Genomic DNA, 25,724 nt, shown 5'->3' with positions numbered 1-25,724 from the left:
GGGGGGGGCGGGAGTCAGCGGCTCGGCCCGGCGCAGCGGCAGGACGGGTGGGGCGGCCAGGTCCGCCGGCGTAGCCGGCCCGGTCCGGCGACCTGCACGGCGCAGCCGAGGGTCTCCGGGGTGCCGCCGTCGAGGTGGGCCAGCGCCTCGGCGGCGGCGTACCCGGCTGCGGCGAGCAGGGTCGCCGCGCCGCAGGCCTGGTCCGGGGCGTCGGTGGCGAGCTGGGCGGCGAGCGTCGGCCAGCCCGGGTCCCGGTCCGTCCGGTGCAGGTCGACGCAGCGCAGGCAGGGCCCGATCGGCGGACGGACCAGCGGCCCGACCGTGGGCACCCCCTCGCGGAGGCCGAGCAGCAGGTGCGGCTGACGACGCTGGGCGAAACCGGCCGCGACGAGGGCCGCCGGCCGGTCGACGCCGAGCTGGAGCACGAGATCGGGTCGACCGCCGCGCAGCGGGCGGGTGGCGGTTCCGGGGGCGACCCGGTCCACCGCGTCGCGTACGGCGGCGGCGAGCGGCCGGCCCAGGTCGGCGGCGGCGAGACCCGTGCCCACCAGGTCGGCCGGGCACACCGGCCCGGCAAGGTCCGGGCGTACGTGCCCGACCCCGGCCTGGGCGAGCGCGACGGCGACCGGTGCGCCGAGCCGTCCGGCGCCGGTGACCAGCACCCGCGCGGCGCGGCGCCGCCGCAGCACCTGGGCCGGTGTGCCGGGCAGCGCGGGCGCGGCGAACGCCAGCGCCCCGGCCTCCGCGCTGAGCCGCCGCCGCGCCGGGCCCGCGAGGTCGCGGGGCAGCAACGTGTGCGCGGGTACGACCAGCCCGGCGGCGCACAGCGCGTCGACGAGCCCGCGCGCCTCGTCCCGTGGCACGTCGGCCCCGGCGGCGTGGGCGAGGACGAGGCGCTCGCTGCGGGTGCCGTCGAGCAGGTCGAGCACCCGGACGGCGCGGGGGTTGGCCACCTCGACGAGGACGGCCCGGCCCGGCTCCAGCCCGAGCTGGAGGGTGTGCCGGTCCCGCCAGAGGCGGGTCAGGCCGGGCAGCAGGGTGGGGCGGGGCAGCGGTTCGCGGTCCATGACGACGAATCGTGACCGAGTCCCTGCTTTCCGTCGATCGTTGTCCACAGGTGCGCACCCGCCTACGCAGGGTTATCCACAGCGAACGGCGGGTTATCCACAACCGGCCGGTAGCTGTGTCGGGTGACCGACACGGGCGCGCGCCGGGAACGTGACGGGGGAGGGCGACCGGTGGCCGCCCTCCCCCGTGCTGGACCCGAACGGGTCAGACCTTCGCCTTGCCCAGGATGCGGTTCACTGTTGTGCCGCACACCGGACACTTGCCCTTGGCCATGTTCATCCCGGTCTTCGAGACCTCGACGTGCCCCTCGAAGTCCCGCTTCTCCTTGCACTTGACGCAGTAACCGTTGTAGGTCTGGGCCTGGTCGGCCACGGTTGTCCTCCTCGTCTCGTCCGCCGGTCAATCCGGTTCCGGCGGGTTGCCCGGCGGCGGGCCACGGGGGGCGCCGACGCTGGGACTTCTCCGCGGCCACGCTCGTGACCGCTGGTCCGCGGACCCTACCCAGGTGCGGGTGGTTCCATGTCAGCTGTGCTTCGACACTGTGAGCAAGTCGACGTCGAGAGTGTGCATGCCGAATTACGTCGGATAAGTCAGTTTCGCGGGGACACGCCGGGTGAACCCCCTCAGATCGCCCGAGAGGCGGCCCCCGGCGGGCGGCCGGCGGCGTGATCACATACCGTGGGGCGGAGGCGCGCGGCTTCCCGACGCGGCGACCACGAACCGTGACGGAGCCCCTCCGTGACGGTCCGCAAGGATTTTTTTCGGGACTCCTGGTCACCAACCATGACTTTCCGGGCGCGTGTCGTGGTGTTGACTCTTGCGGACCCCTGGTCAGTACCCATTAGCTTTCCTTCGTGACAGCAATCCAAGGCTGCGCGGCCCGCTGATGGCAGGGGCGCGGAAGCCGGTCGTCGAAGTACGGCGCAGCCAGCGCCGGCGACGCACGGTGTCCGCCTACCGCGACGGCGAACGGGTCGTGGTGCTGATCCCCGACCAGTTCTCCCGGGCCGAGGAGACCGAGTGGGTCGACCGGATGCTGGCCCGGCTGGCGGCCCGCGAGGGGCGCCTGGTCCGCACCGACGACGAGCTGTTCGGCCGCGCCACCCGGCTGCGCGGCCTCTACCTCGCCGAGTACGGCGACCAGGCCGTCCCGGTGAGCGTCCGCTGGGTGACCAACCAGAACGGCCGGTGGGGCTCCTGCACCCCCGCCGACCGCACCATCCGCATCTCGCACCGCATCCAGGACATGCCCGACTGGGTGATCGACTACGTCCTGCTGCACGAGCTGGCCCACCTCATCGTGCCCAGCCACAACGCCCGGTTCTGGGCGCTGGTCGGGCGTTACCCCAAGGCCGAGCGCGCCCGCGGTTACCTGGAGGGCGTGGCCGCCGCCTCCGGCACCCCCCTGACCGACTGACCCACCCACCCACCTGCGCCACCCGCCCGCAGCCCGCGCCACCCGCCCGCAGCCCGCGCTCCCTGCCCGCGCCGATCTTGCAGTTGGGGCCCGGGCAGAAGGTGTGAAACGGGCTTTCGAGGGGCCGAAAGTGCAAGATCGGCGAGTTTGACGGGGCTGGTGGGGCGGGGAGGCGGGTCTCCGGTGGGGCTCGTCTAGGGTCGGGGCGTGGCCCGACGTGTGGTGGTGGCGTTGCTCGGACCGGTGGCGTGGACGCCCCCGGGGATCGACCCGGCGGCCTGGCGGGCCGCGCTCGCCGAGGACGTGGTGGACCTGCTCGCCACCCTCCAGGAGGTCGAGACCGCGATCGCGGCCGTCCCGGCCGACCGTGCCCTGGCCGAGTCCGTCACCTGGCCCGGCATGGCCGTGTACGAGGTGCCCGCCGCCACCGGCACCGCCGTCCTCGCCGCGCTGGCCGGGGCCGGGTACGACGAGGCTGCCGTCGTCGCCGCCGACGCCCCGGACCTGCCCGGCCTGACCGTCGGCAAGCTGCTCCGCCCGCTGACCACGCGGCCGGTGGCCCTCGCCCCGGTCGAGGGCTCCGGCACCGGCCTGCTCGGCGTCGCGTCCCGGCTGCCCGTGCCTGCGTGGCTGCCCGAAGTCGACCTGGACGTCGCCCACCCCGCCGAGGTGCGCCGGGCCGCCCCGAGCCCCGGGGACGTGGCCGTCACTGCCGCCTGGCGGCGGATGCGCGGCCCAGCCGACCTGGCCGCCCTGAATCCCGCCGTGGAGGGCTGGGAAACCACCCGCGCCCTCCTCTCATCACCCCACCCCTGACGCCCCACCCCTGACGCCCCACCCACCCAACACCCGGCCCGCCCGCCCCACCCACCCAGCCCGCCCAGCCCGCGGTGATCAAGAGGTTTGCGTCACCGTGAAGATCGACTTTGACGCTTTTCTCTTGATCACCGGGCCGAGGTGGGGCGGGGCCGAGGTGGGGTGGGGCCGAGGTGGGGTGGGGTGGGTTAGGGGCGGGGTGGGGAGTCGGGGGAGTCCGGGGGTTCCGGGGTGCCGGGGGTGGGCGGGGGTTGCTCCTGGGGGCCGCCCGGGGCGGTGAAGTCGAAGGTGGCCAGCTCGTCGTCGAGGTCGAGCCGGGCCGTGGCGAACGCCACCGGGTCGGTGAAGTCGTCGTCGGAGGGGAGCAGGTCGGGGTGGCCCCAGACGGCGTCCCGGCCGGCGATGCCCCGGTGCTCGGTCAGCGCCGCCCACAGGGTCGCCGCCTCGCGCAGCCGGCGCGGGCGCAGCTCCAACCCGACCAGCGCCGCGAACGTCTGCTCGGCCGGCCCGCCGGCCGCCCGTCGACGGCGGAACGCCTCGCCGAGGCGTACGACGTTGGGCAGGCGCTCACCGGCGGCGTCGTCCACCACGTGGCAGACCCAGCCCTCCACCAGGGCGAGCGCGGTCTCCAGCCGGGCCAGCGACGCCTTCTGCGCCGGCGTGTCCTCCGGGGTGAAGATGCCCTCCAGGGCGATCGCCTGCATCGACTCCGGGTCGGTCGGGTCGACCCGGCCCATCGCCTCCTCGATCGCCTCCCGGTTGACCCGGATCCCCGAGGCGTACGTCTCGACGGCGGTGAGCACGTGCCCGCGCAGCCACGGCACGTGCTCGAAGAGCCGCTGGTGGGCCGCCTCGCGCAGGGCCACGTACAGCCGGACCTCGTCCTCGGGCAGCTCCAGGCCCTGGCCGTACACCCGGATGTTGGCCGGGATCAGCGCGGCCGTGCCGGCCGGGCCGAGCGGCAGGCCGATGTCGCCGGCGGAGAGCACCTCGGCGGCGAGCGAGCCGAGGGCCTGGCCGAGCTGCCCGCCGAAGAGCGCGCCGCCCAGCGTCGCCACCATCGACTGCATCGGGCCGAGCTGGGCGCGGGCCTCCGGCGGCACCAGGTCGCCCATCGCGCCGACCATCCGGCTGGCCACCGGGTCGCACAGCTTGCGCCAGACGTCGAGCGTCTTGTAGATCCACTCGTTGCGGTTCCAGGCCAGCGAGGTGCGGATGCCCGTCGGCCAGGCGGTGGCCGGCTCCAGCCAGAGGTCGGCCAGGCGCAGCGCCTCCTCGACGGCGTGACGCTCGTAGGGTGAGGCCGCCGGGTCCCCGGTGGCGGCGAGCTGACTGGCGGCCACCTGCCGGGCCAGGTCCCAGTTGACCGGTCCGCCGCCCTGCGCCGAGAGCAGGTGCTGCAACTGCGACATGAACTGCTGCATCGCCGCGGGATCGTTGGGGTCTGGTGGTTGCCCACCCGGGAGCGCGAAACCGAACGGAATATCAGGCACGACCTCTACGGTACGCGGGCTGCGCCCCAGGCAGCGGCCACCGGCGTTGCGCTGAGGGCGAAGTCCCCGTCACCCTCGGGCATCCCGCCGCGACCTCGGTACGCTCACCGCCATGAGACGTCGCGGCGTGACCGTCCTCCTGGGTGCCCTGCTGACCGCCCTGCTCAGCTTCGGCGTGCTCAACGCGCCCATCCCGTACGTGGTGCTCGGCCCCGGCCCGACGGTCAACACGCTCGGCACCGTGGACGGCAAGGAGGTCATCCAGGTGACCGGGCGGGCGACGTCCACCTCCGCCGGACAGCTGCGGCTGACCACGGTCGGCGTGCAGCCCACGGTGCGGCTGCGGTCCGCGCTGGCCGGCTGGTTCTCCGCCGACGAGGCGGTGGTGCCCCGCGAGCTGGTCTACCCGCCGGGGGAGACCCAGCAGGAGGTCGAGCAGCGCAACGAGGAGGACTTCCGCAACTCCCAGACCAGCGCCGAGACCGCCGCGCTGCGGGAGCTGGGGTTCGGTGTCCAGGTGCTGGTCAAGACCGTGACGGCGGGCGGCCCGTCGGAGGGGGTGCTCAAGCCGGGCGACGTCGTCACCTCGGTCGACGGCACGCCGGTCACCAGCGCGGGCAAGCTCACCGAGCTGATCCGCGCCAAGCCGGCCGGCACCGGCCTGACCGTCGGCTACACCCGCGCCGGTGCCGCCGCCACGGCCCGGATCACCAGCCGGGAGTCCGACGGCCGGCCGCGCATCGGGGTCGAGATCGACCAGCAGCAGCCGCACCCGTTCACCCTCTCCATCGACCTCGGCGACATCGGCGGGCCGAGCGCCGGCCTGATGTTCGCCCTCGGGATCGTGGACAAGCTGGAACCGGCCGACCTCACCGGCGGGATGATCATCGCGGGCACCGGCACCATCGACGACGAGGGCCGGGTGGGCCCGATCGGCGGGATCGCCCAGAAGCTGGTCGGCGCGAAGGACTCCGGGGCGAAGGTCTTCCTGGTGCCGGAGGCGAACTGCGCGGAGGCGGTGCGTAACCCGCAGCCCGACCTGCCGTTGCTCAGGGTGGGGTCGCTGGCCGACGCGCTCACCGCCCTGGAGACCCTCCGCGCCGGGGGCCAGCCCACCCGCTGCTGACCGATGCGCCCGCCCGACCCGCCGCCCGGCGTGACCGTGGGCCGACACTCTCAGGAACACCCCGTACTCTGGGTGCCTGGTCGGAGCCGATCACATCGAGCGTGCGGAGCCAAACAGTGGTCATGCGTAGCAGCCCCCTGCCGAGGATGAGCCGGCGCGGACGCGTCACCATCGGCGTTCTGGTCGGGGTGTTCGTCCTCTTCACCCTCCTCGGTTGGGGGGTGCAGGCGTGGACGGACTGGCTGTGGTTCGACGAGGTGCGATACACACAGGTCTTCACCGGCGTGCTGGCCACCCGGCTGCTGCTCTTCCTCGTCGTCGGCCTCGCGATGGCGCTGGTCGTCGGCGGCAACCTCTGGCTGGCGCACCGGCTGCGCCCCAAGCTGCGGCCCCACTCGCTGGAGCAGGCCACCCTGGAACGCTACCGGATGGTGCTCGGCCCCCGGCTCGGCCTCTGGATCAGCCTGGTCGCCCTGGTGGTCGGCCTCTTCGCCGGGTTGTCGGCGCAGAGCCGGTGGAACCAGTGGCTGCTGTTCCGCAACGGCGGCGACTTCGGCGTCAAGGACCCGGAGTTCGGCGTCGACGTCGGCTTCTACGTCTTCCAGCTGCCGTTCTGGCGCTACGTGCTGGGCGTCGGCTTCACGGCGGTGGTGCTGGCCCTGCTCGGCGCGCTGGCCGTGCACTACATCTTCGGCGGCGTGCGCCTGCAGGGCGTCGGGGACCGGATGACCAACGCCGCGCGGGCCCACCTGAGCACGCTCGTCGCGGTCTTCGTCCTGCTCAAGGCCGTGGCGTACGTGTTGGACCGGCGCAGCATGCTGCTGGAGTACAACGAGGGCGCGAAGCTCTACGGCGCCGGGTACGCCGACATCAACGCGCTGCTGCCGGCCAAGGAGATCCTCGCCTACATCTCGGTCGTGGTCGCCATCGCGATCATCGTGTTCTCCAACGCGGTGATGCGGAACCTGGTGTGGCCGGGCATCTCGCTGGCCCTGCTCGGCGTCTCCGCCGTCGCCATCGGCGGCATCTACCCGTGGGCCGTGCAGACCTTCGAGGTCAAGCCGAGCGCCAAGGACAAGGAAGCGCCGTACATCGAGCGGAGCATCGACGCCACCCGGGCCGCGTTCGGGCTGGCCGACACGAAGATCCAGCCGTACGCGGCGAGCAACCTGGTGCCACCGGCGAGCCTGGGCACCGACGCCTCCGTGGTGCCGAACGTCCGGCTGCTCGACCCGCAGCTCGTCTCCGAGACGTACACCCAGCTCCAGCAGGTCCGGGGCTTCTACGACTTCGGCCCGAAGCTGGACATCGACCGGTACGCGGTGGGCGGCAAGACCTCCGACTACGTGGTCGGCGTCCGGGAGGTCAACTACGGCGAGTTGACCGACCAGCAGAACACCTGGATCAACCGGCACACCGTCTACACCCACGGCTACGGGCTGGTGGCAGCGCCGGCCAACCAGGTGGTGTGCGGCGGCCAGCCGTACTTCGTCTCGGGCTTCCTCGGCGAGAAGACCCAGGAGGCGTGCTCCGCGCAGACCGAGCAGATCCCGGCCACCCAGCCGCGCATCTACTACGGCGAGCGGATGGAGCCCGAGGACTACGCGATCGTCGGGCAGGCCAACCCGGAGCGCAACGCCGAGTTCGACCGGCCGACCCAGACCGGCGGCGAGCAGTACTACACGTACACGGGCGAGGGCGGCGTCGAGATCGGCTCGTTCAGCCGCCGGCTGCTCTACGCCATCAAGGAGCAGGAGTCCAACTTCCTGCTCTCCGAGGCCGTCAACGAGAACTCGAAGCTGCTGTACGTGCGTAACCCCCGGGACCGGGTGGAGAAGGTCGCGCCGTTCCTCACCCTCGACGGTGACCCGTACCCGGCGGTGGTCGGCGGCCGGGTGCAGTGGATCGTCGACGGCTACACCACGGCCGCGACCTACCCGTACGCCGAGCGGGTCAACCTCCAGTCGGAGACCACCGACGAGCTGACCGGCCGGGGCACGTTCCAGCTCGCCCGGGAGAACGTCAACTACATCCGCAACTCGGTCAAGGCCACGGTCGACGCGTACGACGGCACGGTCCGGCTGTACGAGTTCGACCAGACCGACCCGGTGCTCAAGGCGTGGAACAAGGCGTTCGGCGGGGACCTGGTGCTGCCGAACGACAAGATCCCGGCCGAGCTGCGGGAGCACTTCCGGTACCCGGCCGACCTGTTCAAGGTGCAGCGCAACCTGCTGACCAAGTTCCACGTCACCGACCCGGGCGACTTCTACTCGGCGCAGGACTTCTGGCAGGTGCCGAACGTGCCGGACAACCCCGACGGTGGGCAGAAGCAGCCGCCGTACTACCTGTGGACGCAGTTCCCGGGGCAGACCGCGCCGCGCTTCCAGCTCACCTCCGCCGTCACCCCGAACGGCCGGCAGAACCTCGCCGCGTTGATCTCCGGTTCGTACGTCGACGGCAAACCGCAGCTGGAGGTGCTGGAGCTGCCCGACCAGACCCGGATCTCCGGGCCGGTGCAGGTGCACCAGCAGATGACCAACAACGCCAACATCCGGCAGCAGCTGAACCTGCTCTCCTCCAACCAGGCCCAGGTGCAGTACGGCAACCTGCTGTCGCTGCCGTTCGGCGACGGGATGCTGTACGTCGAGCCGGTCTACGTCAAGAGCAACCAGCAGGACGCGTACCCGCTGCTGCAGAAGGTGCTGCTCTCCTACGGCGACGGCGGCTCGTACGTGGTGCTGGCCAACAACCTGACCGACGGCATCAAGCAGCTCGTCGAGCAGGGCAAGCAGGCCGCCCAGGGCGGGACCCCGCCACCGACGGGCGGCACCCCGCCCCCGGGCGACGGCAGCAACGCCCCGCCGCTGACCGGCGAGCTGGCCGAGGCGGCGGCCAAGGTGCAGTCGGCCATCGCCGAGGTCAAGGCCGCGCAGACCTCCGGTGACTTCGAGCGGTACGGCCGGGCGCTCAAGGCCCTGGACGAGGCGATGACGGCGTTCCAGCAGGCCCAGCAGGCGGCCAGCCCGGCCGCCCCGGCCGCGCCCTCGGCGTCGCCGTCCGCCTCGCCCAGCGGTGGCTCCGCCCCGTCGCCGTCGGCGCCGGCAGGGGGATGACCAGCGGTTACGCCCCGCCCCGTGGGCCGTTTTGCGGCCCGCGGGGGCGGTGGGTTAGGGTTAACGAGCCGACGCGGGGTGGAGCAGCTCGGTAGCTCGCTGGGCTCATAACCCAGAGGTCGCAGGTTCAAATCCTGTCCCCGCTACTCGTTCGGAAAGGCCCCGGAGTTCGCTCCGGGGCCTTTCGCGTGACAGCCTTCCACGTGAGAGCCTTTTGCGTGCTGGCCCTTCGCACGCTGGTCCTCGCGTGCTGGCGTTTCGCGTGCTGGCTTCTCGGATGCTGGCTTCTCGGATGGGGCGGGCGGCTTTCGGGGGGCCCGCTGATCTCCGCCGCGGGGATGGGCTAAGCTATGAAAGCCGACGCGGGGTGGAGCAGCTCGGTAGCTCGCTGGGCTCATAACCCAGAGGTCGCAGGTTCAAATCCTGTCCCCGCTACTCGTTCGCAAGGGCCCCGGAGTTCGCTCCGGGGCCCTTCGCCTTTTCCTGCGCGCGAAAAGCTCCGTGTCGCCTCCTCGCGCGAGGTCCTGTCCAGCTCTCGGCCGCGAAGCTGGGGCGCGCTGTCCGTCGCGCCGTCGGGCGATGCCGTCCTCGCGCCGTCGGGCGCATCCCCGGCCGTCCCGCGTGCCCCACTTGCGTTCCTCGGCGAGGATGGGGGCATGTCTTCGTGGAACAAGTGGTGGGGCCGGCTCAGCACGGTCCTCGGTGCGGTCGTGCTGTCGGTCTTCGTCCCGGTCGCGGCCTGGGCGTCCACCGGCACGGGAGAGCTTGTGGTGGAGGCCGCCAAGCGGCGGTCCCGGGGCGGCGGCGTCGGCTTCCTCGGGCTGCTGTGCTGCCTGGTCGTCGTCGGCGGGATCGTGCTGCTGGTGCTGCTGCTCATGCGCAACCGGCGAAACCGCCCGCCGCGCTGACCCGGCGGCCCACGCCCCGCCCCGCCCCTGCCCGGGCCCGCGTCCGCGTGCCCAACATCGCGCTCGAACCGGTAAGGAGTGGCCTCCGGCCGCTCGGAGGCCACTCGATCCGCGATTGAGCACGATCTTGCCGGCGGTCACCCAGGGGCCGGCGGTCACCCGGGGGCCGGCGGGCACCTGCGGGCGGGCGCCCGAGGGCGCGCACCGAAAGCGGGCACCCGAGAACGGGTACCCGCGGGCGGGTCCGGACGGGTGGCGGGTCCCGGACGGGTGGTCAGGACGCCAGGGCGGCCTCGGCCTGGGCGACGAACCGGGTGGTGGCCGCGCGGATCCCGGCCCGGCCGGAGCGGACGCCCTCCGCCGTCTCGACGAGCAGGGTCCGGACCCGGGCGTGCCCCTTCGGCGGCGGGCCGGGGGCCGGGCCGAGCTGGGCGGCCACGGCCTCCGCGAGGGCGGCGGCGGCCTGCTGCCCCGGGTCGGTCAGGCTCTCCCGCACGTACCGGCGGATGGCGAGGTTGGGGCTCACCCCGCGTTCGTGGCCGAGGGCCAGGCCGGCCTCCATGTTGTTGGTGAGGAACTGGATGACGTCGGCCACCAGTGCGGGGTGCCGGGTGCCCCGGAAGCCCGCCCAGTACATCGAGGCGCGCGGCCACTGCGCCGCCGGTGGCCCGGGGAACGCGGCCAGGGCCAGCTCGTCCCGGGTCTGCCGCCGGAACTCGGGGAACTGGTGGGCCCAGGCGAACGACGCGGCAGTATGGCCGGTCACCACCAGTTGCCGGGTCGGCTCGCCGCCGTCGGCCTGGTCCACGAGGGCGGCGCTCGGGGTGGCGCGCCGGGCCCGCGCGTTCTGCCACAGCTCGAACCAGTCGACCAGCTCGTTCGCGCCGAAGCCGAGCTGCCGGCCCTGGTACAACTCGGCGCCCCGGGACCGCAGCCACAGCCACAGCGCCCGGTGGTCCCCGGACGGGTCCATCGTGCCGGCCACCCGGCCGTCGGCGGCCCGGGTGACCCGCGCGGCCCAGTCGACGTACGCGGGCCAGGACATGCCGGTGCGGGGCTCGGCGACGCCGAGCCGGCGCAGCAGGCTGCGGTTGTAGACGAGGGCGGCGGTCGTCTGGGCGGCGGCGACCGCCACGGTGCGGCCGTCCACCTCGCCGTAGCGCGCCAGGTCCGGCGGGAGCCCGCGCAGGTCGAGCCGGTGGTCGGCGACGTATCCGCCGAGGTCGAGCAGGATCTCCCGCCGGGCGTACTCGGCGAGGACGGTGTCGTCGAGCTGGATCAGGTCGGGCACGTTGCCGCCGGCGGCCTGGGTGGCCAGCCGGTCGTAGTAGCCGGGCAGGCCCTGCCAGGTGACCCGGAAGCTGACCAGGTTGTTGCGGGAGGAGTAGAGCCGCAGCGCCTTCTCGGTCAGCTCGGCCCGGGCGGCCGTGCCGTACCAGAAGACCGACAGCTCGACCGGCCCGTCCTCGACCGGCCGGTCCTCCTCCCGGCTGCCGCAGCCCGCGAGGCCGGTCGCCGCGAACGGCGCCCCGAGCAGCGCACCGAGCAGCCGCCGCCGGCCCGGGTCCGGGCCGGTGCGGGTCGGTGGGGTACGGGCGTCGGGCACGGGCGCTCCTGATCTTTCCAACGTGGGGTCGGACCATTTACACAGCCGGCGCGGGCGGGTGTCAACGGCCGTGCGGCCCGACGGGTGGCCGTCCCGGGGCGTCTGCCGGCCCGTGGTGTACTAGGGCGCGTGGAACTTCTGCACTCGGGCAAGGTCCGGGACGTCTACGCCGACGGCGACGACCTGATCCTGGTCGCCTCCGACCGGATCTCGATCTACGACGTGGTGCTGCCGACCCCGGTGCCGGACAAGGGTCGCCTGCTCACCGCGCTGTCCCTGTGGTGGTTCGAGCAGCTCGCCGACCTGGTGCCGAACCACGTCGTCTCCGCCACGGACGTGCCGGCGGAGTTCGCCGGCCGGGCGATCCGCTGCCGGCGGCTGGAGATGGTCCCGGTCGAGTGCGTCGCGCGGGGCTACCTCACCGGCGGCGGCCTCGCCGAGTACGAGCGCACCGGCGCGGTCTCCGGCGTGCGGCTGCCCCGGGGCCTGGTCGAGGCGTCGATCCTGCCCGAGCCGATCTTCACCCCGTCGACGAAGGCCCCCAAGGGCGAGCACGACGAGCCGATCTCCTACGAGCAGGTGGTGGACAAGGTCGGCGCGGAGACCGCCGCGCGGCTGCGGCAGATCACCCTCGACATCTACTGCCGGGGCGCGGAGCTGGCCGCCGACCGGGGCATCCTGGTCGCCGACACCAAGATCGAGCTGGGCTGGGCGGCGGACGGCACCCTCGTCCTCGGCGACGAGGTGCTCACCTCCGACTCGTCGCGGTTCTGGCCGGCCGAGTCGTACCAGCCGGGCCGGGCCCAGTTCTCCTACGACAAGCAGTACGTCCGCGACTGGGCGACCGGCGGCGGCTGGGACAAGCGGCCCCCGGCCCCCGAGGTGCCCGCCGAGGTGATCGAGGCGACCCGGGCCCGCTACGTCGAGGTCTACGAGAAGCTCACCGGCCGCACCTGGTCCTGACGCCCGCCGGCCCGGTGCCGGGCCGACCGGTGCCGGGTCAGTCCACCCAGTCGAGGGTGCGCTGCACGGCCTTGCGCCACTGGCGCAGCTCCCGGTCCCGCTCGTCCGGGTCCATCGCGGCGGTCCACTGCGCGTCGGAGCGCCACTGGGCGCGCAGGGTGGCCAGGTCCGGCCAGAAGCCCACGGCGAGGCCCGCCGCGTACGCCGCGCCGAGGCAGGTCGTCTCCGTGATCCGGGAGCGGACCACCGGCACGTCCAGCACGTCGGCGAGGAACTGCATGAGCAGGCCGTTGGCGGTCATCCCGCCGTCGACCCGCAGCCGGCGCAGCGCCACGTCGGAGTCGGCGTTCATCGCGTCGACCACCTCGCGGGTCTGCCAGGCCGACGCCTCCAGCGCCGCCCGGGCCAGGTGCCCCTTGGTGATGTAGCCGGTGAGCCCGGCGATCACCCCGCGCGCGTCGCTGCGCCAGTGCGGGGCGAACAGCCCGGAGAACGCCGGCACCACGTAGCAGCCGCCGTTGTCGTCGACCGTGCGGGCCAGCTCCTCCACCTCGGCGGCGGTGGAGATCAGGCCGAGGTTGTCCCGCAGCCACTGCACCAGCGACCCGGTGACCGCGATCGCGCCCTCCAGCGCGTACACGGCGGGCTGCCCCTCGATCCGGTACGCGAGGGTGGTCAGCAGCCCGTGCGAGGAGATCACCGGGCTCGCGCCGGTGTTGAGCAGCAGGAAGCTGCCGGTGCCGTACGTGCACTTGGCCTCGCCCGGCTGGAAGCAGGTCTGCCCGAACAGGGCGGCCTGCTGGTCGCCGAGGGCGCTGGCCACCGGCACCCCGGCGAGCGGCCCGTCGGTGGCGGTGCCGTAGACCTCGGCCGAGCTGCGGATCTCGGGGAGCATCGCGGCCGGCACGCCGAGCGCGTCGAGCAGCTCCGGATCCCAGTCGAGGGTGTCCAGGCCCATCAGCATGGTGCGGCTCGCGTTCGTCACGTCGGTGACGTGTCGACCGGTCAGCTTCCAGATCAGCCAGCTGTCCATGGTGCCGAACAGCACCTCGCCCCGCTCGGCCCGGCCGCGCAGCCCGTCGACGTTGTCGAGCAGCCAGCGCAGCTTCGGGCCCGCGAAGTAGGTGGCCAGCCGCAGCCCGGTGCGCTCGCACACCCGCTGCTCGCCGTACGCCTCGTCGAGCGCGCGCAGCTGCGGCCCGGTGCGGGTGTCCTGCCAGACGATGGCGTTGGCGACCGGGCGGCCCGTGGCGCGGTCCCAGACGACGGTGGTCTCCCGCTGGTTGGTGATGCCGACGGCGGCGAGCCCCTCCGCGCCGGTGCCGGCCGCGTCGAGCGCCTCGCGGACGACGAGCCGCACGTTGTCCCAGATCTCCTCGGCGTCGTGCTCGACCCAGCCCGGCCGGGGGAAGATCTGCCGGTGCTCGCGCTGGGCCACGGAGACGATCTCCCCGGCCCGGTCGAAGACGAGGCACCGGGACGAGGTGGTGCCCTGGTCGATGGCGGCGACGTACTCTCCGGTCACCGCAGCACCGTACCCGCCCCGCCGCCGGTCCGCCGCCCACCGCCGCCCGGCCGGGCCCGGCGGGTCAGTCCGGGGCGCGTTCGCCGGCGTCGAGGGCCGGGGCGAGGGGCATGCCGATGCGGACCGTGGTGCCGGCCGGGCCGGTCTCGACGTCCATCGCGTCGCTCAGCTCCCGGGCCAGCCAGAGGCCCCAGCCGCCCGCGGTGTCGGGCGCGGGGCGGCTCCGGTCGTCGAGCCGCCGGGAGCTGATCCCCCGGCCGTGGTCGGCGACCTCGCAGACCAGCCGCCCCGGCTGGCGCCACAGCCGCAGCCACCCCCGCCCGCCGCCGTGCCGCACCGCGTTGGTGAGCAGCTCGTTGACGGCCAGCACGAAGTCGTCCAGCCGTTGCCCGCGCAGCCCGACGGCGTGCGCGCAGGAGGTGACCGAGTGCCGGAGCTCGGTCACCTGGGCCTGGTCGAAGGCTTCGGCGATCAGGAGGGTGGTGTCGATGGGCACAACCGTACGCCGTGTCGGTCGGGGCAGCCATGATCGTCCGCCGTTCCCGGGGCAGGTGGCGGCGGGTCGCCTCCCGTCCGACGGACGACATGGCTGGGGAGGGGGCGTGTGGCATCGTGTCGGGGTGCCGTCGACGCCCGGTGGATTCGAGGTCCCGCTCTGGCGGGCCGTCGCGGTGTTCCGGTTCGCCGCCCTGGCGTACGTCGGCCTGATCGTCGCGCGCGACGCCCGCGGGTACGCCCACCCCGTGGTCGCCGGCGCCGTCCTGCTGGTGATGCTCGGCTGGACGGTGACCACGGCCCTCGGCTACGCCCGCCCCGCCCGACGGGGCTGGCCGCTGCTGGTCGCCGACCTCGCCGTCGTGGTCGGGGTGCTGCAGGTCAGCCCCTGGGCGGTCGGCCGGGCGGCCCTCGCGGCCGGCGCGCCCAGCCTCGCCGTGGTGTGGCTGGCCGGGCCGGTGCTCGCCTGGGCCGTCTCCGGCGGCCGGCGGCGCGGCACCGTGGCCGCGCTGGCGGTGTGCGCGGCCGACCTGGCGGCCCGGGAGCGGATCGGCCAGTCCGCCCTCACCGGCTGGATCCTGCTGCTGATGGCGGGGGCGGTGGTCGGCCACGTCGCCCGGCTGGCGGTGACCGCCGAGCAGCGGCTGCACCGGGCGGTGGAGCTGGAGGCGGCGACCCGGGAGCGGGAGCGGCTGGCCCGGGACATCCACGACTCGGTGCTCCAGGTGCTCGCGCTGGTGCAGCGGCGCGGCGCCCACCTGGACGGGGAGGCCGGCGAGCTGGCCCGGCTGGCGGGGGAGCAGGAGGCCGCCCTGCGCGCCCTGATCGCCGGGGCGGCACCCCCCGGCGACGCCGACCCGGCGGGGCAGGACACCCTCGACCTGCGTGCCCTGCTCGGCCGGTACGCCTCGGCTACGGTCTCGCTGTCGGCGCCGGCCACCGGCGTCCCGCTGCCCGCGCCGGTGGCCCGGGAACTGGCCGACGCGACCAGGGCGACGCTGGACAACGTGCGCCGGCACGCGGGTGGCCGGGCCTGGGTGCTCATCGAGGACGAGGGGGAGACGGTGACGGTCTCGGTACGCGACGAGGGCCCGGGCATCCCGGCGGGCCGGCTCGACGAGGCCGCCCGGCAGGGCCGGCTCGGGGTGGCGCAGTCGATCCGGGGCCGCGTCGCCGACCTGGGCGGCACGGTCACCATCACCTCCACGCCCGGCGCCGGCACCGAGGTCGAGCTGACCGTGCCGAGGACGCCCCGGTGAGCGCCGCCGACGCCCCGCCCCCGCCGACCGGCCCACGGTCGCCGGCCACCGGCCCGGACGCGCCCGCCGCGAACGCCCCGGCCGGCGTGCGGGTGATGGTGGTGGACGACCACCCGATGTGGCGGGAGGGGGTGGCCCGCGACCTCACCGAGGCCGGGCACCTCGTGGTCGCCACCAGCGGGGAGGGCCGCCAGGCCGTGCGGGTCGCCCCCGCCGCCCGGCCCGACCTGGTGGTGCTCGACCTGCAACTGCCGGACATCTCCGGGGTGGAGGTCATCCGGGGGCTGCGCGCGGCGCTGCCCGAGGTGCGGGTGCTGATGCTCTCGGCCAGCGGCGAACAGCAGAGCGTCCTGGACGCGGTGAAGGCCGGCGCGACCGGCTACCTGGTGAAGTCGGCGGCCCCGGCCGAGTTCCTGGACGCGGTGCGCCGCACCGCCGCCGGCGAGCCGGTCTTCACCCCCGGCCTGGCCGGCCTCGTGCTCGGGGAGTTCCGCCGGCTCGCGGCGGGCGCGGGCGGTCCCGCCGCGAGCCGGGGCACCGCCGCGGTGGGCCGCCCCGCAGACGCGCCCCGGCTCACCGACCGCGAGACCGAGGTGCTGCGCCTGGTCGCCAAGGGGATGTCGTACAAGCAGATCGCCGAGCGGCTCGGGCTGTCCCACCGGACGGTGCAGAACCACGTGCAGAACACGCTCGGCAAGCTCCAGCTGCACAACCGGGTCGAGCTGACCCGCTACGCGATCGAGCGGGGCCTCGACGACTGACCCGCCCGGCCGGGCGCGCTGACCGCCGGGCCGGGCGCGGCGGGCCGGTCAGTGCGCGCCGGGCGGCCGGGTCTCGTGGATCGCCAGCTCCTCGGCGCTCGCCCCGCCGCCGGCGGACCCCGCGTCGTACGTGACGTTGTCGGTCTCCAGGTCGCTGTGCGCCCCCTCGTCCGGTTCCACCAGCCGGCCCACCTCGGCGTCGGCGACGCTGCCGAGCTGGCCGTGGTCGTAGATGGAGACGGGGGAGTGCGGGTCGGAGGTGGGGCCCGGGTCGATCACGTCGGCGTCGAGCTGTGCCTGGGCGGCGGCCTCCTCGCTGTCCGCCTCGGCCGCGATGTCCGGGTCGACCGGTCCGGCCAGCGGGTCGTCGGCGGGGCGCTCGAAGCTCTCCCGCTGGAGCTTGTAGTCCAGCGACTCGCCGTCGAGCTGCTCCTCGGCGGTGGTGCCGTACCGGTCCACCGCCACGGGCGTGCGGTCGCCGGGCAGCTGGGCCGGCGCCGGGCCGTCCGCCTCGCGACCGGTCTCGACGTCGTCGTTGGCCGTCGAGTCGTCGTCGGCGGTGTCGGGCAGGCCGTCGGCCTCCGGGTCGGAGACGGGGGTCGGGTACTCGTCGTCGCGCATGGCTGATCACTACCCACTGCCCACCGCCCGTAACCGATCCGCCCGCCGGTGTCCGGGCCGGCACGTGGGGACCGCTGGGGCGGCGGTGACAGGAGTCAGCCCGGGGTGCGCGCGAGGTCCAACACGGCCCAGACGAGCTTGCCGTCGGGCAGGAGGGTGCTGCCCCAGCGGCGGGCCACCGTGTCGATCAGCAGCAGTCCCCGACCGCCGGCCAGGTGCGGTGGGGTGACCCCGGTGTAGCGCGGCTGCCGCCGCGACTGGTCGCGTACGCCGAGGTGCAGCGTGCCGTCGCCGGGGGCCATCCGCAGGGTCATCGGGGTGCGCGCGTGCGCCACCACGTTGTTGACCATCTCGGTCACCGCGATGCAGCCCGCCTCGGCCAGAGCGCCGATCCCCCACCGGGCGCAGCCGTCGGTGACCAGCGCCCGGGCCTGCCGGGCCGCGCCGACGACCGGCGGCAGCGCGGTGGTGGTCGCCGCGGCCATCGGGGCGCGGGTCAGCGCCGCCTCCGCCTCCGCCAGGTTCGCGCAGACCGGCAGCCCCGGGCCGGCTGCCGCCCCGGTCGGGTCGACGACCAGCAGCCCCGCCGCCGGCCAGTCGGCGATCTCGCGGCGCACCTCGGCGAACAGCCCCCGGGCGGGGTCCGTCAGCCGCAGCCGGGTCAGGTCGACCACCACCGGGCCGGGGCGGTCGCAGAGCCGCACGAGCAGCGCGTCCCGGACGGCGGCGGTGCCGGCGGCGTCGAGCACCCCCGTCAGCCGGAGCACTCCGGACGACTCGTCCGTCTCCACCACGCAGCGCAGGTCGGTCGGCATGATCGTCCCATTGTGCGCCGTGGCGACGAACCGCGCATCCTGCCGGTCGGGGGAGTTCATCGGCGTTCCGTCCGGGATCGCCTGGCCCGGGCCGCCAGCGTGCCGACCGCCGTGCCGGCCGCGGCGAGCCCGAAGGCCGTGGTCATCCGGACCAGTTGCCGCCGCCGGCCGTGCCACCCGCCGTCCCGCCGGGCGGCCGCGTCGGCGGCGAAGACGTTCCCGGCGCTGTCCGGCCGACCGGCGGGCCCGAACTGGGTGCGGTGGACATACCAGCCGAGGGCCCGTTCGGCCAGCGCGGGGGCCAGCCGCCACTGCGCGCCGAGCAGCCGGGCGGCGCCGCCGGCGTACGCCTCGCGGCGCGGCCGGCGCAGCACCCGGACGATGGTCTCGGCCACCAGCTCCGGCGGGTACACCGGCGGGGGCGGCACCAGCTCCCGCCCGGTGTGGTTGGCGGCGTGCCGGAAGAACGGGGTGTCGATGCTGGCCGGCAGCACCGTGCACACGGAGACGTTCCCCCGCCCGGTGAGCCGCAGCTCCTGCCGCACCGTGTCGGCCAGCCCCCGGATGCCGTGCTTGGTGGCGTTGTAGGCCGACTGGTAGGGCATCGCCACCTCGGCCAGCACGGAGGCGTTGTTGACCAGGACCCCGCCGCCGGCCGCCGCGAGGTACGGCAGGGCGGCCCGCATGCCGTGCACGGTGCCGAGCAGGTTCACCTCCAGCACCCGGCGGAACTCCCGCACCGGTATCTCGTCGAACAGCCCGACCGCGCTCACCGCCGCGTTGTTGATCCAGGCGTCGATCCGGCCGAACTCCTCCGCCGCGCGGGCGGCGAGGATCTCCACGGCGACCGGGTCCGTGACGTCCGTGGGCACGACGAGCGCCTGGCCGCCCAGCTCCCGGCACCGCGCCGCCACCCGCTCCAGGGCGTCCTCGCTGCGGGCCGCCAGCGCCACGGCCGCGCCCCGCCGGGCGAGGGCGTACGCGGTGGCGGTGCCGATGCCGCTGGAGGCGCCGGTGAGCACGACGACGGCGTCGTCGAGGGTGCGGGTCAGAGCCATTCCACGCCCGTACCCCCGTGGGCCCCGCTCATGCCGGCGGCCCGGACCGGATCGGCGGCCGGCGGCCCCGGCCCCGGCGGGGACTTGCCAGGTTTCGGCTCCGAGCAGCGCGGTTAATGGGACCCTCTGACCGGGAGGACCCACCAGCTCAACCAACCGCATGGAGGTGACCCATGCGCGTCGGCCTAGTGTGCGCGCACTCCGGCCCGTCGCGGCCCGCCGACGGCCCGGTGGTCGGCACGCGCGAGCACATCGCGCGGGTCGCCGCCGAGCTGGCCGGGCGCGGCCACGACGTGCACGTCTACGAGCGCCGGGACGATCCCGCGCTGGCCGCCACGGCGGAGGTCGACGGCTACCGGGTGGAGCGGGTGCCGGTCGGCCCGGCCGCGCCGATGCCCACCGCCGAGCTGGTCGGGCACGTGTCGGAGTTCGGCCGGTGGCTGGCCGACCGGTGGGCCGGCGGGTGGTCCCCGGAGGTGGTGCACGGGCACTACTGGGTCGGCGGCCTGGCCGCCGCGCACGCGGTGCGCGAAACCGACATCCCCGTCGTGCAGACCTTCCACTCGCTCGGCGTGGAGCAGCTGCGCCACCTCGGCCCCGGCTACGACGGCCCCGGCACCCGCATCCCGCTGGAGCGGGCCCTGACCCGGGCGGTGGACATCGCGGTCGCCCAGTGCAACGACGAGGTCGACGAGCTGACCCGGATGGGGCTGCAACGCAGCTCGGTGGCGATGGTCCCCACCGGGGTGGACACCGACCAGTTCCACCCGGACGGCGAGGCGGCCCCGCGCGACCAGCGCTCGCGCATCCTCTCCGTGGGGGGCCTGACGCCCGGGCACGGCCACGACGACCTGATCCGGGCGATGCGGCTGGTCGGCGACGCCGAGCTGGTGATCGCCGGCGGCCCGCCGGCCGACCAGCTCGCCGGCCACGCCGAGGCGCGCCGCCTGCGCGAGCTGGCCGAGCGCACGGGGGTGGCCGAGCAGGTGACGCTGGTCGGCGCGGTGCCGCACGACCAGATGGCCACCTGGTACCGCTCGGCCGACGTGGTGGCCTGCACCCCGCACTACTCCTCCGCAGGCCGGGTCTCGCTGGAGGCGATGGCCTGCGGCGTGCCGGTCGTCGGGTACGCGATGGGCGGCATCGCCGACGCCGTCGTCGACGAGGTCACCGGGAAGCTGGTGCCGCCGGGCGACGTGCGGGCCCTCGGGATGACCCTGCGCCGGCTGCTCGCCGACAACGCGGGCCGGTTCGCGTACGGGCACGCCGCCGTGGACCGGGTCCGGTGCAGCTACACGTGGGAACGCACGGCCGCCGCGCTGGAGCGGCTCTACGAGCGGGTGGTGCTGCGGCGCAGGCCGGTCGAGGCGGCGTAGCCCGAACCGCCCGGCGTGCCCGAACCGGCCCGGCGTGGAGGCTGCCGGGACGGGCCGGTCAGCGGCGGGGGCGGGCCGGTGCGCCGGCGGGGAGCATCCCCCGGGCGTGTTCCCGGGCCGCCACCTCGTGGTGGTGCTGCGGCTCGGCGTAGCGCGTCAGCCCGATCACCGCGGCCAGCGTGGCCAGGAAGCCGAGGGCGGCCAGCCACTCCCGGCCCGGCCAGATCTTGTCGTTGAGCAGGAGCAGCCCGACGATCGCGGCGGGCACCGCCCCGGCCGCGTCCATCGCGGCCACCGCCGCGGTGGTCGAGCCGCGCTGCATGGCCAGGCCGAGCAGGAGCTGACCGACCAGCGAGTGGGCCACCAGCAGGTAGAGCAGCGGGTCCCGGACGAACCCCTCCACGCTCGTCACGGCGGCCAGCGGGCGGGCGGCCACCGCCGCGGCGGAGAAGGCCAGCCCGGCCAGCGAGCCGAGCGCCACCGACCCGGGCGCGCCGTGCAGCCGTACCGCGAAGAAGCCGACCACGGCGATCACCGCGAGCGCCGCCGCCAGCGCGACCAGGCCGGCGGGCCCCAGCGGCCGGGACTGCGCCGGCTGCGCCGACAGCACCAGGCCGGTGACCCCGACGACGAGCAGCACCAGCAGCGCGACCTCGGCGGTGGGCAGCCGCCACTTGAGCACCAGCACGCCGAGGATCGCGGTCACCCCCAGGCCCGCCGCGACGCTGGCCTGGACCAGGAACAGCGGCAGGTCGCGGCGGGCCAGGAAGGCCAGCACGAAGCCGCCGACCTGGCAGGCGAGGCCCACGAGGTACGTGCGGTGGCCGGCCAGCCGCAGCAGCAGCCCCGGGTCGAAGGTGTGGTGCACGGTGGTCCGCGCCGCGGCGACGGACTGGAGCAGGTTGGCGAAGCCGTACGCGACGATCATCGCCGCCAGGAAGCACCAACCGGAGGACACCACCTGGCGAGGATAGAGGCTGGCGGCGCTCAGCGCTCGGCCGGCCGACCCAGCCTCGCCAGGATGTCGGCGTGCAGCGGCCCGTTGCTGGCCACGGCGCTGTTCTCCACCGAGGCGTCGCCCCCCGGGGCAGGCCGCCCGGCCAGGTCGGTGAACGTCCCGCCCGCCTCGGTCACGATCGGCACCAGCGCGGCGACGTCCCACAGGGACAGTTCCGGCTCGACCATCACGTCCAGGGCCCCCTCGGCGAGCAGCATGTAGCCGTAGAAGTCGCCGTAGGCCCGGCTGCGCCAGGTGTCCCGCATGAGCTGGAGCACCGGCTCCAGCAGTCCGGCTGACTCCCACCCCGACAGTGACGAGTAGCAGAAGCTGGCGTCGGCGAGGCGGCCCACCGCCGACACCCGGATCGGCGTGCCGTGCGCGGCGTCCGGGCCGGCGTACGCCCCCGCGCCGAGCGCGCCCCACCAGCGGCGGCCCAGCGCCGGCGCGGAGACCAGCCCGAGCACCGGCCGGTCGCCCTCCAGCAAGGCGATCAGGGTGGCCCAGACGGGCACCCCCCGGACGAAGTTCTTGGTGCCGTCGATCGGGTCGACCACCCAGCGCCGCCCGCCCGGGGTGGCCGAGGGCTGCCCGCCGTACTCCTCGCCGAGCAGGCCGTCGCCGGGGCGGTGCGCCGCCAGCAGCGCCCGGATCTCCCGCTCCACGGCCGTGTCGGCGTCGGAGACCGGGGTCAGGTCCGGCTTCGCCTCCACCCGCAGGTCGAGGGCCCGGAACCGGGCCGTGGAGATGGCGTCCGCGGCGTCGGCGAGCAGGTGGGCGAGGGCGAGGTCGTCGGCGTACCCGGTCATGCCGCAAACGGTAGCGGCGGCCCGGTCACGCTCCTGTCGGCGGGTCGCCGGTCACGACCCTTCCAGCGGGTCGCCCGGGTTGCGCTGGTCGGGCTCGCGGCTGTCGCCCTCCCCGGACCGGGAGGCCAGCAGCCGGCGGTACGAGGCGAGCCGGCGCTCGTCGGCCTTGCCGGCGGCCACCCAGGCGTCCAGCGCGCAGTCGGCCTCCTCGGCGGTGTGCTGGCAGTTCGCCGGGCAGTCGACCGTGCCCTCCACCAGGTCGGGGAAGCCGTGCAGCAGGCTGTCGGCCGAGACGTGCGCCAGCCCGAAGCTGCGCACCCCCGGGGTGTCGACGATCCAGCCCGGGTCGGCGACGATGCCGGGGCGGGGCGGCAGCCGCAGCGCCACCGCGCTGGTCGAGGTGTGCCGGCCCCGGCCGATCGCGCTGACCACCCCGACCGCCCGGTCGGCGTCCGGGACGAGGCGGTTGACCAGCGTCGACTTGCCCACCCCGGAGTGGCCCACCAGGACCGACACCCGGCCGGCGAGCAGGTCGCGCAGCGCGTCGAGGTCGGCGTCGGGCCGCAGTAGCACGTACGGCAGCTCCAGCTCGGCGTAGTAGCCGAGCACCTGCTCCGGGCCGGCCAGGTCGGCCTTGGTGAGGCAGAGCAGCGGCTCGATGTCGGCGTCGTACGCGGCGACCAGGCAGCGGTCGATGAACCCGGTGCGCGGCGGCGGGTCGGCCAGCGCGCTGACGATGACGAGCTGGTCGGCGTTGGCCACCACGACCCGCTCCAGCCGCCCCTCGGCGGTGGTCTCGTCGTCGTCGGCGGTGCGCCGCAGCACCGAGGTGCGCTCGGCGATCCGGACGATGCGGGCCAGCGCGCCGGCCGCCCCGGAGGTGTCCCCGACCAGGCCCACCCGGTCGCCCACCACCACCGACTTGCGGCCCAGCTCCCGGGCCCGCATGGCGGTCACCAGCGGGGCGTCGGGGCCGGCGTCGGGCAGCACGCACGTGTAGCGGCCCCGGTCCACGGCGATGACGAAGCCGTCGACGGCGTCGGCGTGCCGGGGTCTCGTGCGGGTACGCGGGCGCGACGACCTCCCGGGCCGGACCCGTACGTCGTCCTCGTCGTACTCCCGCCGCTTCGTCGCCAGGACGCCCTCCGCCGTGTCAGCTCTCTCCGGTCACCATCGCCGACCATAGCCCGGGGAACTCCGGCATGGTCTTCGAGGTGCACGACACGTCGTCGAGCTCGATGCCGGGGACCGCCAGGCCGGTCACCGCGGCGGCGTGCGCCATCCGGTGGTCGTGGTACGTCCGGAACTGCCCGCCGTGCAGCGGCCGGGGCCGGATCTCCAGCCCGTCGGCCGACTCGGTGAGGTCGGCGCCGAGGCCGGTGAACTCGCGGGCGAGCGCGGCGATCCGGTCGGTCTCGTGCCCCCGGATGTGTGCCACGCCGGTGAACCGGGACGGCGAGTCGGCGAGCACGGCGAGCGCGGTCAGCGCCGGGGTCAGCTCGCTGACGTCGGAGAGGTCGGCCTCGATGCCGTGCACCACGCCGGTGCCGCGCACGGTCAGCCCGTCGGTGGTGAGGACCACCTCGCCGCCCATCCGGTGCAGCAGCGTGCGGAGCTGCTCGACGGGCTGGGCGCTGCTGCGCGGCCAGCCCCGCAACGTCACCTCGCCGCCGGTGACCAGCGCCGCGGCGAAGAACGGCACCGCGCCCGACAGGTCGGGCTCGATCTCCCAGCCCCGCCCGGTCAGCGGCCCCGGCTCGACGACCCAGACGTCGGGGGTGCCGTCGTCGACGGCCGCCCCGGCGGCCCGCAGCATCTGCACGGTCATCCGCAGGTGCGGCGCGGACGGCACCGGCGGGCCGACGTGCCGGACCACCACGCCCCGGTCGAAGCGCGGCGCGGCCAGCAGCAGGCCGGAGACGAGCTGGCTGGAGGCGGAGGCGTCGATGACCACCTCGCCGCCGGCCACGCTCCCGGTGCCGAACACGGTCAGCGGGAGGCTGCCGGTGGCCGGGGACTCGACCCGCACCCCGAGGGAGCGCAGCGCGTCGATCAGCGGGCCCAGCGGGCGGGTGCGGGCCTGCGGGTCGCCGTCGAAGGTGATCCGCCCCTCGGCGAGCCCGGCGACCGGGGGCACGAACCGCATGATGGTGCCGGCGAGGCCGACGTCGACGTGCGCCGGGCCGGCCAGCGGGTGGGGCCGGACCAGCCAGCGATCGTCGTCGGTGATCGACATGTGCGCGCCGAGGGCCCGCAGGCCGCCGGCCATCAGCTCGGTGTCGCGGGCGCGCAGCGGCCCGGCGATGGTGGAGGGGCCGCCGGCCAGGGCGCTGAGCACCAGCGCGCGGGCGGTCATCGACTTGGAGCCGGGCAGCCGCAGCGTGGCAACCACCGGGTCGGACGCGGTCGGAGCGGTCCACGGCCGCAGCGGCCGGGTCGCGGTCGTGTTCCCCACGGTCACATTCTGCCGTGCCCCGGCCGCCGCCCGACGGCCGCCGGGCGCGCTCCCGGTGGGCGGGACGGCCGTCCCGGGGCCGGGCCCGCGACCGGGGCGGCCTCCGGCGGGACAGCCGAACGCGGCCCGGGGCGTTAGCGTGTGCCCCATGTGCGGGAGGTACGCCACGACCCGGAGCGCGGTCGACCTGAGTGCCGTGTTCGAGTCGTCCGACGAGACGCAGGGCCGGGCCCGGTCGAGCCACAACGTCGCCCCCACGACGACCGTGCCGTTGGTGCGGCTCACGCCGGAGGGGCACCGCGCCCTGTCCGCCGGCCGCTGGGGCTTCCTGCCGCCCTGGTCGAAGTCGCCCGCCGCCGGGGCCCGCATGATCAACGCGCGGGCGGAGACGGTGGCCACCAGCCGGGCGTACGCGCCCGCGTTCGCCCGTCGGCGCTGCCTCGTCCCCGCCGACGGCTGGTACGAGTGGGTCCGGCTGCCCGAGGGCGGCCGGCAGCCCTACTTCATGACCCCGGCCGACTCGTCGGTGCTCGCCCTGGCGGGCATCTGGTCGGTCTGGGAGGGGCCCGCCGGGCCCGTGCTCACCTTCAGCGTGCTGACCACCGCCGCGGTGGGCGAGCTGGCCCGGGTGCACGAGCGGATGCCCCTGCTGCTGCCCCGGGACCGGTGGGCGTCCTGGCTGGGCCCGACCGACGAGCCGGCGGACCTGCTGACCCCGCCCGATCCCGGGTGGCTGGCGGGGCTGGAGATCCGGCCGGTCGGTTCGGCGGTCGGCAACGTCCGCAACGACGGGCCGGAGTTGATCACGCGGGTGCCCGCCCCGGCCGCCCCGGCCGACGAGGTGACGCTTTTCTGACAGTTGCCGGGGGCATTGTCGCGTGCTGATTTGCCAGAGTTGCGGGCGAATCGTCGGCCAAGCTTTTAGTCATCTTTACGGAAGACTCTTGTCCCGGTGTCTGAAAGTGCGATACAACACAGCGCCGGTAGTGGGTGACGATTCGTACGGTGCGAACGGCACTCATCGATCTTTCCGGTCCCACGGG

At 75.0% G+C, this 25,724-nt stretch carries 23 protein-coding genes and 2 tRNA genes; 12 read left to right on the top strand and 13 right to left on the bottom strand.

Features of this window, described 5'->3' with window-relative positions:
- Positions 1–14: 14 nt before the first annotated feature.
- A complete protein-coding gene (locus LPU61_RS08390) occupies positions 15–1,067 on the bottom strand; it encodes a ThiF family adenylyltransferase (RefSeq protein ID WP_043965848.1) in 1,053 nt (350 codons plus the stop codon).
- A 205-nt stretch (positions 1,068–1,272) separates the two neighbouring features.
- On the bottom strand, positions 1,273–1,440 hold the full coding sequence (locus tag LPU61_RS08385; RefSeq protein WP_007464795.1) for a DUF5679 domain-containing protein: 168 nt from the start codon (positions 1,438–1,440) through the stop codon (positions 1,273–1,275).
- 514 nt (positions 1,441–1,954) lie between these two features.
- Here LPU61_RS08385 and LPU61_RS08380 point away from each other — a divergent pair.
- Both LPU61_RS08380 and LPU61_RS08375 read left to right on the top strand, forming a co-directional pair.
- Positions 1,955–2,485 carry a M48 family metallopeptidase gene (locus LPU61_RS08380; RefSeq protein WP_043965850.1) on the top strand — a complete coding sequence of 177 codons (531 nt, stop codon included), beginning with the start codon at positions 1,955–1,957 and terminating at the stop codon, positions 2,483–2,485.
- Between the two features lie 207 nt (positions 2,486–2,692).
- On the top strand, positions 2,693–3,301 hold the full coding sequence (locus LPU61_RS08375) for a hypothetical protein (protein WP_229404646.1): 609 nt from the start codon (positions 2,693–2,695) through the stop codon (positions 3,299–3,301).
- Positions 3,302–3,489: 188 nt separating this feature from the next.
- Here the strand turns inward: LPU61_RS08375 and LPU61_RS08370 are convergent, their stop codons facing one another.
- Entirely contained in the window at positions 3,490–4,725 is a 1,236-nt protein-coding gene (locus LPU61_RS08370) for a zinc-dependent metalloprotease (protein ID WP_052503872.1), read from the bottom strand.
- 181 nt (positions 4,726–4,906) lie between these two features.
- On the opposite strand from LPU61_RS08370, the gene LPU61_RS08365 reads away from it, so the two are divergent.
- The 5 genes from LPU61_RS08365 (at position 4,907) to LPU61_RS08345 (ending at position 9,941) form a co-directional block, all read left to right on the top strand.
- The gene (locus LPU61_RS08365; RefSeq protein ID WP_229404645.1) at positions 4,907–5,920 is read left to right on the top strand and encodes a PDZ domain-containing protein; all 1,014 of its coding nucleotides are present in this window, start codon (positions 4,907–4,909) and stop codon (positions 5,918–5,920) included.
- Between the two features lie 122 nt (positions 5,921–6,042).
- Positions 6,043–9,033 (top strand): UPF0182 family protein, encoded by a 2,991-nt coding sequence (locus LPU61_RS08360; RefSeq protein WP_229404644.1) that lies wholly within the window; start codon positions 6,043–6,045, stop codon positions 9,031–9,033.
- Between the two features lie 72 nt (positions 9,034–9,105).
- Positions 9,106–9,179: transfer RNA gene (locus tag LPU61_RS08355), tRNA-Met, on the top strand.
- A gap of 215 nt (positions 9,180–9,394) precedes the next feature.
- A tRNA-Met gene (locus tag LPU61_RS08350) sits at positions 9,395–9,468 on the top strand.
- Between the two features lie 221 nt (positions 9,469–9,689).
- Positions 9,690–9,941, top strand: a complete 252-nt coding sequence (locus LPU61_RS08345) for a hypothetical protein (protein WP_043965858.1) — start codon at positions 9,690–9,692, stop codon at positions 9,939–9,941.
- Positions 9,942–10,215: 274 nt separating this feature from the next.
- Here LPU61_RS08345 and LPU61_RS08340 read toward each other — a convergent pair whose 3' ends face one another.
- Entirely contained in the window at positions 10,216–11,547 is a 1,332-nt protein-coding gene (locus LPU61_RS08340; RefSeq protein WP_043965860.1) for an ABC transporter substrate-binding protein, read from the bottom strand.
- 129 nt (positions 11,548–11,676) lie between these two features.
- Here LPU61_RS08340 and LPU61_RS08335 point away from each other — a divergent pair, with 129 nt between their 5' ends.
- Positions 11,677–12,510 carry a phosphoribosylaminoimidazolesuccinocarboxamide synthase gene (locus LPU61_RS08335; RefSeq protein WP_043965862.1) on the top strand — a complete coding sequence of 278 codons (834 nt, stop codon included), beginning with the start codon at positions 11,677–11,679 and terminating at the stop codon, positions 12,508–12,510.
- 37 nt (positions 12,511–12,547) lie between these two features.
- Here LPU61_RS08335 and glpK read toward each other — a convergent pair whose 3' ends face one another.
- Together glpK and LPU61_RS08325 are read right to left on the bottom strand one after the other, a co-directional pair.
- Entirely contained in the window at positions 12,548–14,035 is a 1,488-nt protein-coding gene (gene glpK / locus LPU61_RS08330) for a glycerol kinase GlpK (RefSeq protein WP_229404643.1), read from the bottom strand.
- A gap of 64 nt (positions 14,036–14,099) precedes the next feature.
- Positions 14,100–14,558, bottom strand: coding sequence for an ATP-binding protein (locus LPU61_RS08325; RefSeq protein WP_043965866.1), 459 nt, complete (start codon positions 14,556–14,558; stop codon positions 14,100–14,102).
- Positions 14,559–14,637: 79 nt separating this feature from the next.
- Between LPU61_RS08325 and macS the strand changes: the two genes are divergently transcribed.
- Positions 14,638–15,789: a MacS family sensor histidine kinase gene (gene macS, locus LPU61_RS08320; RefSeq protein WP_374199630.1), complete on the top strand. Its 1,152-nt coding sequence runs from the start codon at positions 14,638–14,640 to the stop codon at positions 15,787–15,789.
- A 95-nt stretch (positions 15,790–15,884) separates the two neighbouring features.
- Positions 15,885–16,550 carry a response regulator transcription factor gene (locus tag LPU61_RS08315; protein WP_043966561.1) on the top strand — a complete coding sequence of 222 codons (666 nt, stop codon included), beginning with the start codon at positions 15,885–15,887 and terminating at the stop codon, positions 16,548–16,550.
- Between the two features lie 48 nt (positions 16,551–16,598).
- Here the strand turns inward: LPU61_RS08315 and LPU61_RS08310 are convergent, their stop codons facing one another.
- The 3 genes from LPU61_RS08310 to LPU61_RS08300 form a co-directional block, all read right to left on the bottom strand.
- Positions 16,599–17,171 (bottom strand): DUF5709 domain-containing protein, encoded by a 573-nt coding sequence (locus LPU61_RS08310; RefSeq protein ID WP_229404641.1) that lies wholly within the window; start codon positions 17,169–17,171, stop codon positions 16,599–16,601.
- 95 nt (positions 17,172–17,266) lie between these two features.
- Positions 17,267–18,046, bottom strand: coding sequence for an ATP-binding protein (locus tag LPU61_RS08305; RefSeq protein ID WP_229404640.1), 780 nt, complete (start codon positions 18,044–18,046; stop codon positions 17,267–17,269).
- Positions 18,043–19,044 carry an SDR family oxidoreductase gene (locus LPU61_RS08300; RefSeq protein ID WP_229404639.1) on the bottom strand — a complete coding sequence of 334 codons (1,002 nt, stop codon included), beginning with the start codon at positions 19,042–19,044 and terminating at the stop codon, positions 18,043–18,045. Before LPU61_RS08300 ends, LPU61_RS08305 begins: the two co-directional genes overlap by 4 nt.
- Before the next feature lie 173 nt (positions 19,045–19,217).
- Between LPU61_RS08300 and LPU61_RS08295 the strand changes: the two genes are divergently transcribed.
- The gene (locus LPU61_RS08295) at positions 19,218–20,420 is read left to right on the top strand and encodes a glycosyltransferase (RefSeq protein ID WP_229404638.1); all 1,203 of its coding nucleotides are present in this window, start codon (positions 19,218–19,220) and stop codon (positions 20,418–20,420) included.
- A 58-nt stretch (positions 20,421–20,478) separates the two neighbouring features.
- On the opposite strand, the gene LPU61_RS08290 is transcribed toward LPU61_RS08295, so the two are convergent.
- The 4 genes from LPU61_RS08290 to aroA all read right to left on the bottom strand — a co-directional run bounded on the left by LPU61_RS08290 (position 20,479) and on the right by aroA (position 24,681).
- Positions 20,479–21,348, bottom strand: a complete 870-nt coding sequence (locus LPU61_RS08290) for a hypothetical protein (RefSeq protein ID WP_229404905.1) — start codon at positions 21,346–21,348, stop codon at positions 20,479–20,481.
- Positions 21,349–21,407: 59 nt separating this feature from the next.
- Entirely contained in the window at positions 21,408–22,226 is an 819-nt protein-coding gene (gene hisN, locus LPU61_RS08285; RefSeq protein WP_043965876.1) for a histidinol-phosphatase, read from the bottom strand.
- Positions 22,227–22,277: 51 nt separating this feature from the next.
- On the bottom strand, positions 22,278–23,216 hold the full coding sequence (gene rsgA, locus LPU61_RS08280; protein ID WP_043966562.1) for a ribosome small subunit-dependent GTPase A: 939 nt from the start codon (positions 23,214–23,216) through the stop codon (positions 22,278–22,280).
- A 163-nt stretch (positions 23,217–23,379) separates the two neighbouring features.
- Complete coding sequence (gene aroA / locus LPU61_RS08275; RefSeq protein WP_043966563.1) at positions 23,380–24,681, bottom strand: 3-phosphoshikimate 1-carboxyvinyltransferase; 1,302 nt, start codon at positions 24,679–24,681, stop codon at positions 23,380–23,382.
- A 148-nt stretch (positions 24,682–24,829) separates the two neighbouring features.
- Here aroA and LPU61_RS08270 point away from each other — a divergent pair, with 148 nt between their 5' ends.
- Positions 24,830–25,537, top strand: coding sequence for an SOS response-associated peptidase (locus LPU61_RS08270; protein ID WP_043965877.1), 708 nt, complete (start codon positions 24,830–24,832; stop codon positions 25,535–25,537).
- The last annotated feature ends 187 nt before the right edge of the window (positions 25,538–25,724 follow it).

Source organism: Micromonospora sp. NBRC 110038, from assembly GCF_020884815.1.
In the GTDB taxonomy this organism is placed as follows: Bacteria; Actinomycetota; Actinomycetes; order Mycobacteriales; family Micromonosporaceae; genus Micromonospora; species Micromonospora haikouensis.
This window is presented reverse-complemented; position numbering and strand designations above follow the sequence as displayed.

Bases quoted from the DNA above. Each gene is read 5' to 3' on its own strand.
- LPU61_RS08390 (WP_043965848.1), bottom strand. From the start codon at position 1,067: ATGGACCGCGAACCGCTGCCCCGCCCCACCCTGCTGCCCGGCCTGACC.
- LPU61_RS08380 (WP_043965850.1), top strand. From the start codon at position 1,955: ATGGCAGGGGCGCGGAAGCCGGTCGTCGAAGTACGGCGCAGCCAGCGC.
- LPU61_RS08370 (WP_052503872.1), bottom strand. From the start codon at position 4,725: ATGCAGCAGTTCATGTCGCAGTTGCAGCACCTGCTCTCGGCGCAGGGC.
- LPU61_RS08365 (WP_229404645.1), top strand. From the start codon at position 4,907: ATGAGACGTCGCGGCGTGACCGTCCTCCTGGGTGCCCTGCTGACCGCC.
- LPU61_RS08360 (WP_229404644.1), top strand. From the start codon at position 6,043: ATGCGTAGCAGCCCCCTGCCGAGGATGAGCCGGCGCGGACGCGTCACC.
- LPU61_RS08345 (WP_043965858.1), top strand. From the start codon at position 9,690: ATGTCTTCGTGGAACAAGTGGTGGGGCCGGCTCAGCACGGTCCTCGGT.
- LPU61_RS08315 (WP_043966561.1), top strand. From the start codon at position 15,885: ATGGTGGTGGACGACCACCCGATGTGGCGGGAGGGGGTGGCCCGCGAC.
- LPU61_RS08310 (WP_229404641.1), bottom strand. From the start codon at position 17,171: ATGCGCGACGACGAGTACCCGACCCCCGTCTCCGACCCGGAGGCCGAC.
- LPU61_RS08305 (WP_229404640.1), bottom strand. From the start codon at position 18,046: ATGAACTCCCCCGACCGGCAGGATGCGCGGTTCGTCGCCACGGCGCAC.
- LPU61_RS08300 (WP_229404639.1), bottom strand. From the start codon at position 19,044: ATGGCTCTGACCCGCACCCTCGACGACGCCGTCGTCGTGCTCACCGGC.
- LPU61_RS08295 (WP_229404638.1), top strand. From the start codon at position 19,218: ATGCGCGTCGGCCTAGTGTGCGCGCACTCCGGCCCGTCGCGGCCCGCC.
- LPU61_RS08290 (WP_229404905.1), bottom strand. From the start codon at position 21,348: ATGATCGTCGCGTACGGCTTCGCCAACCTGCTCCAGTCCGTCGCCGCG.
- hisN (WP_043965876.1), bottom strand. From the start codon at position 22,226: ATGACCGGGTACGCCGACGACCTCGCCCTCGCCCACCTGCTCGCCGAC.
- LPU61_RS08270 (WP_043965877.1), top strand. From the start codon at position 24,830: ATGTGCGGGAGGTACGCCACGACCCGGAGCGCGGTCGACCTGAGTGCC.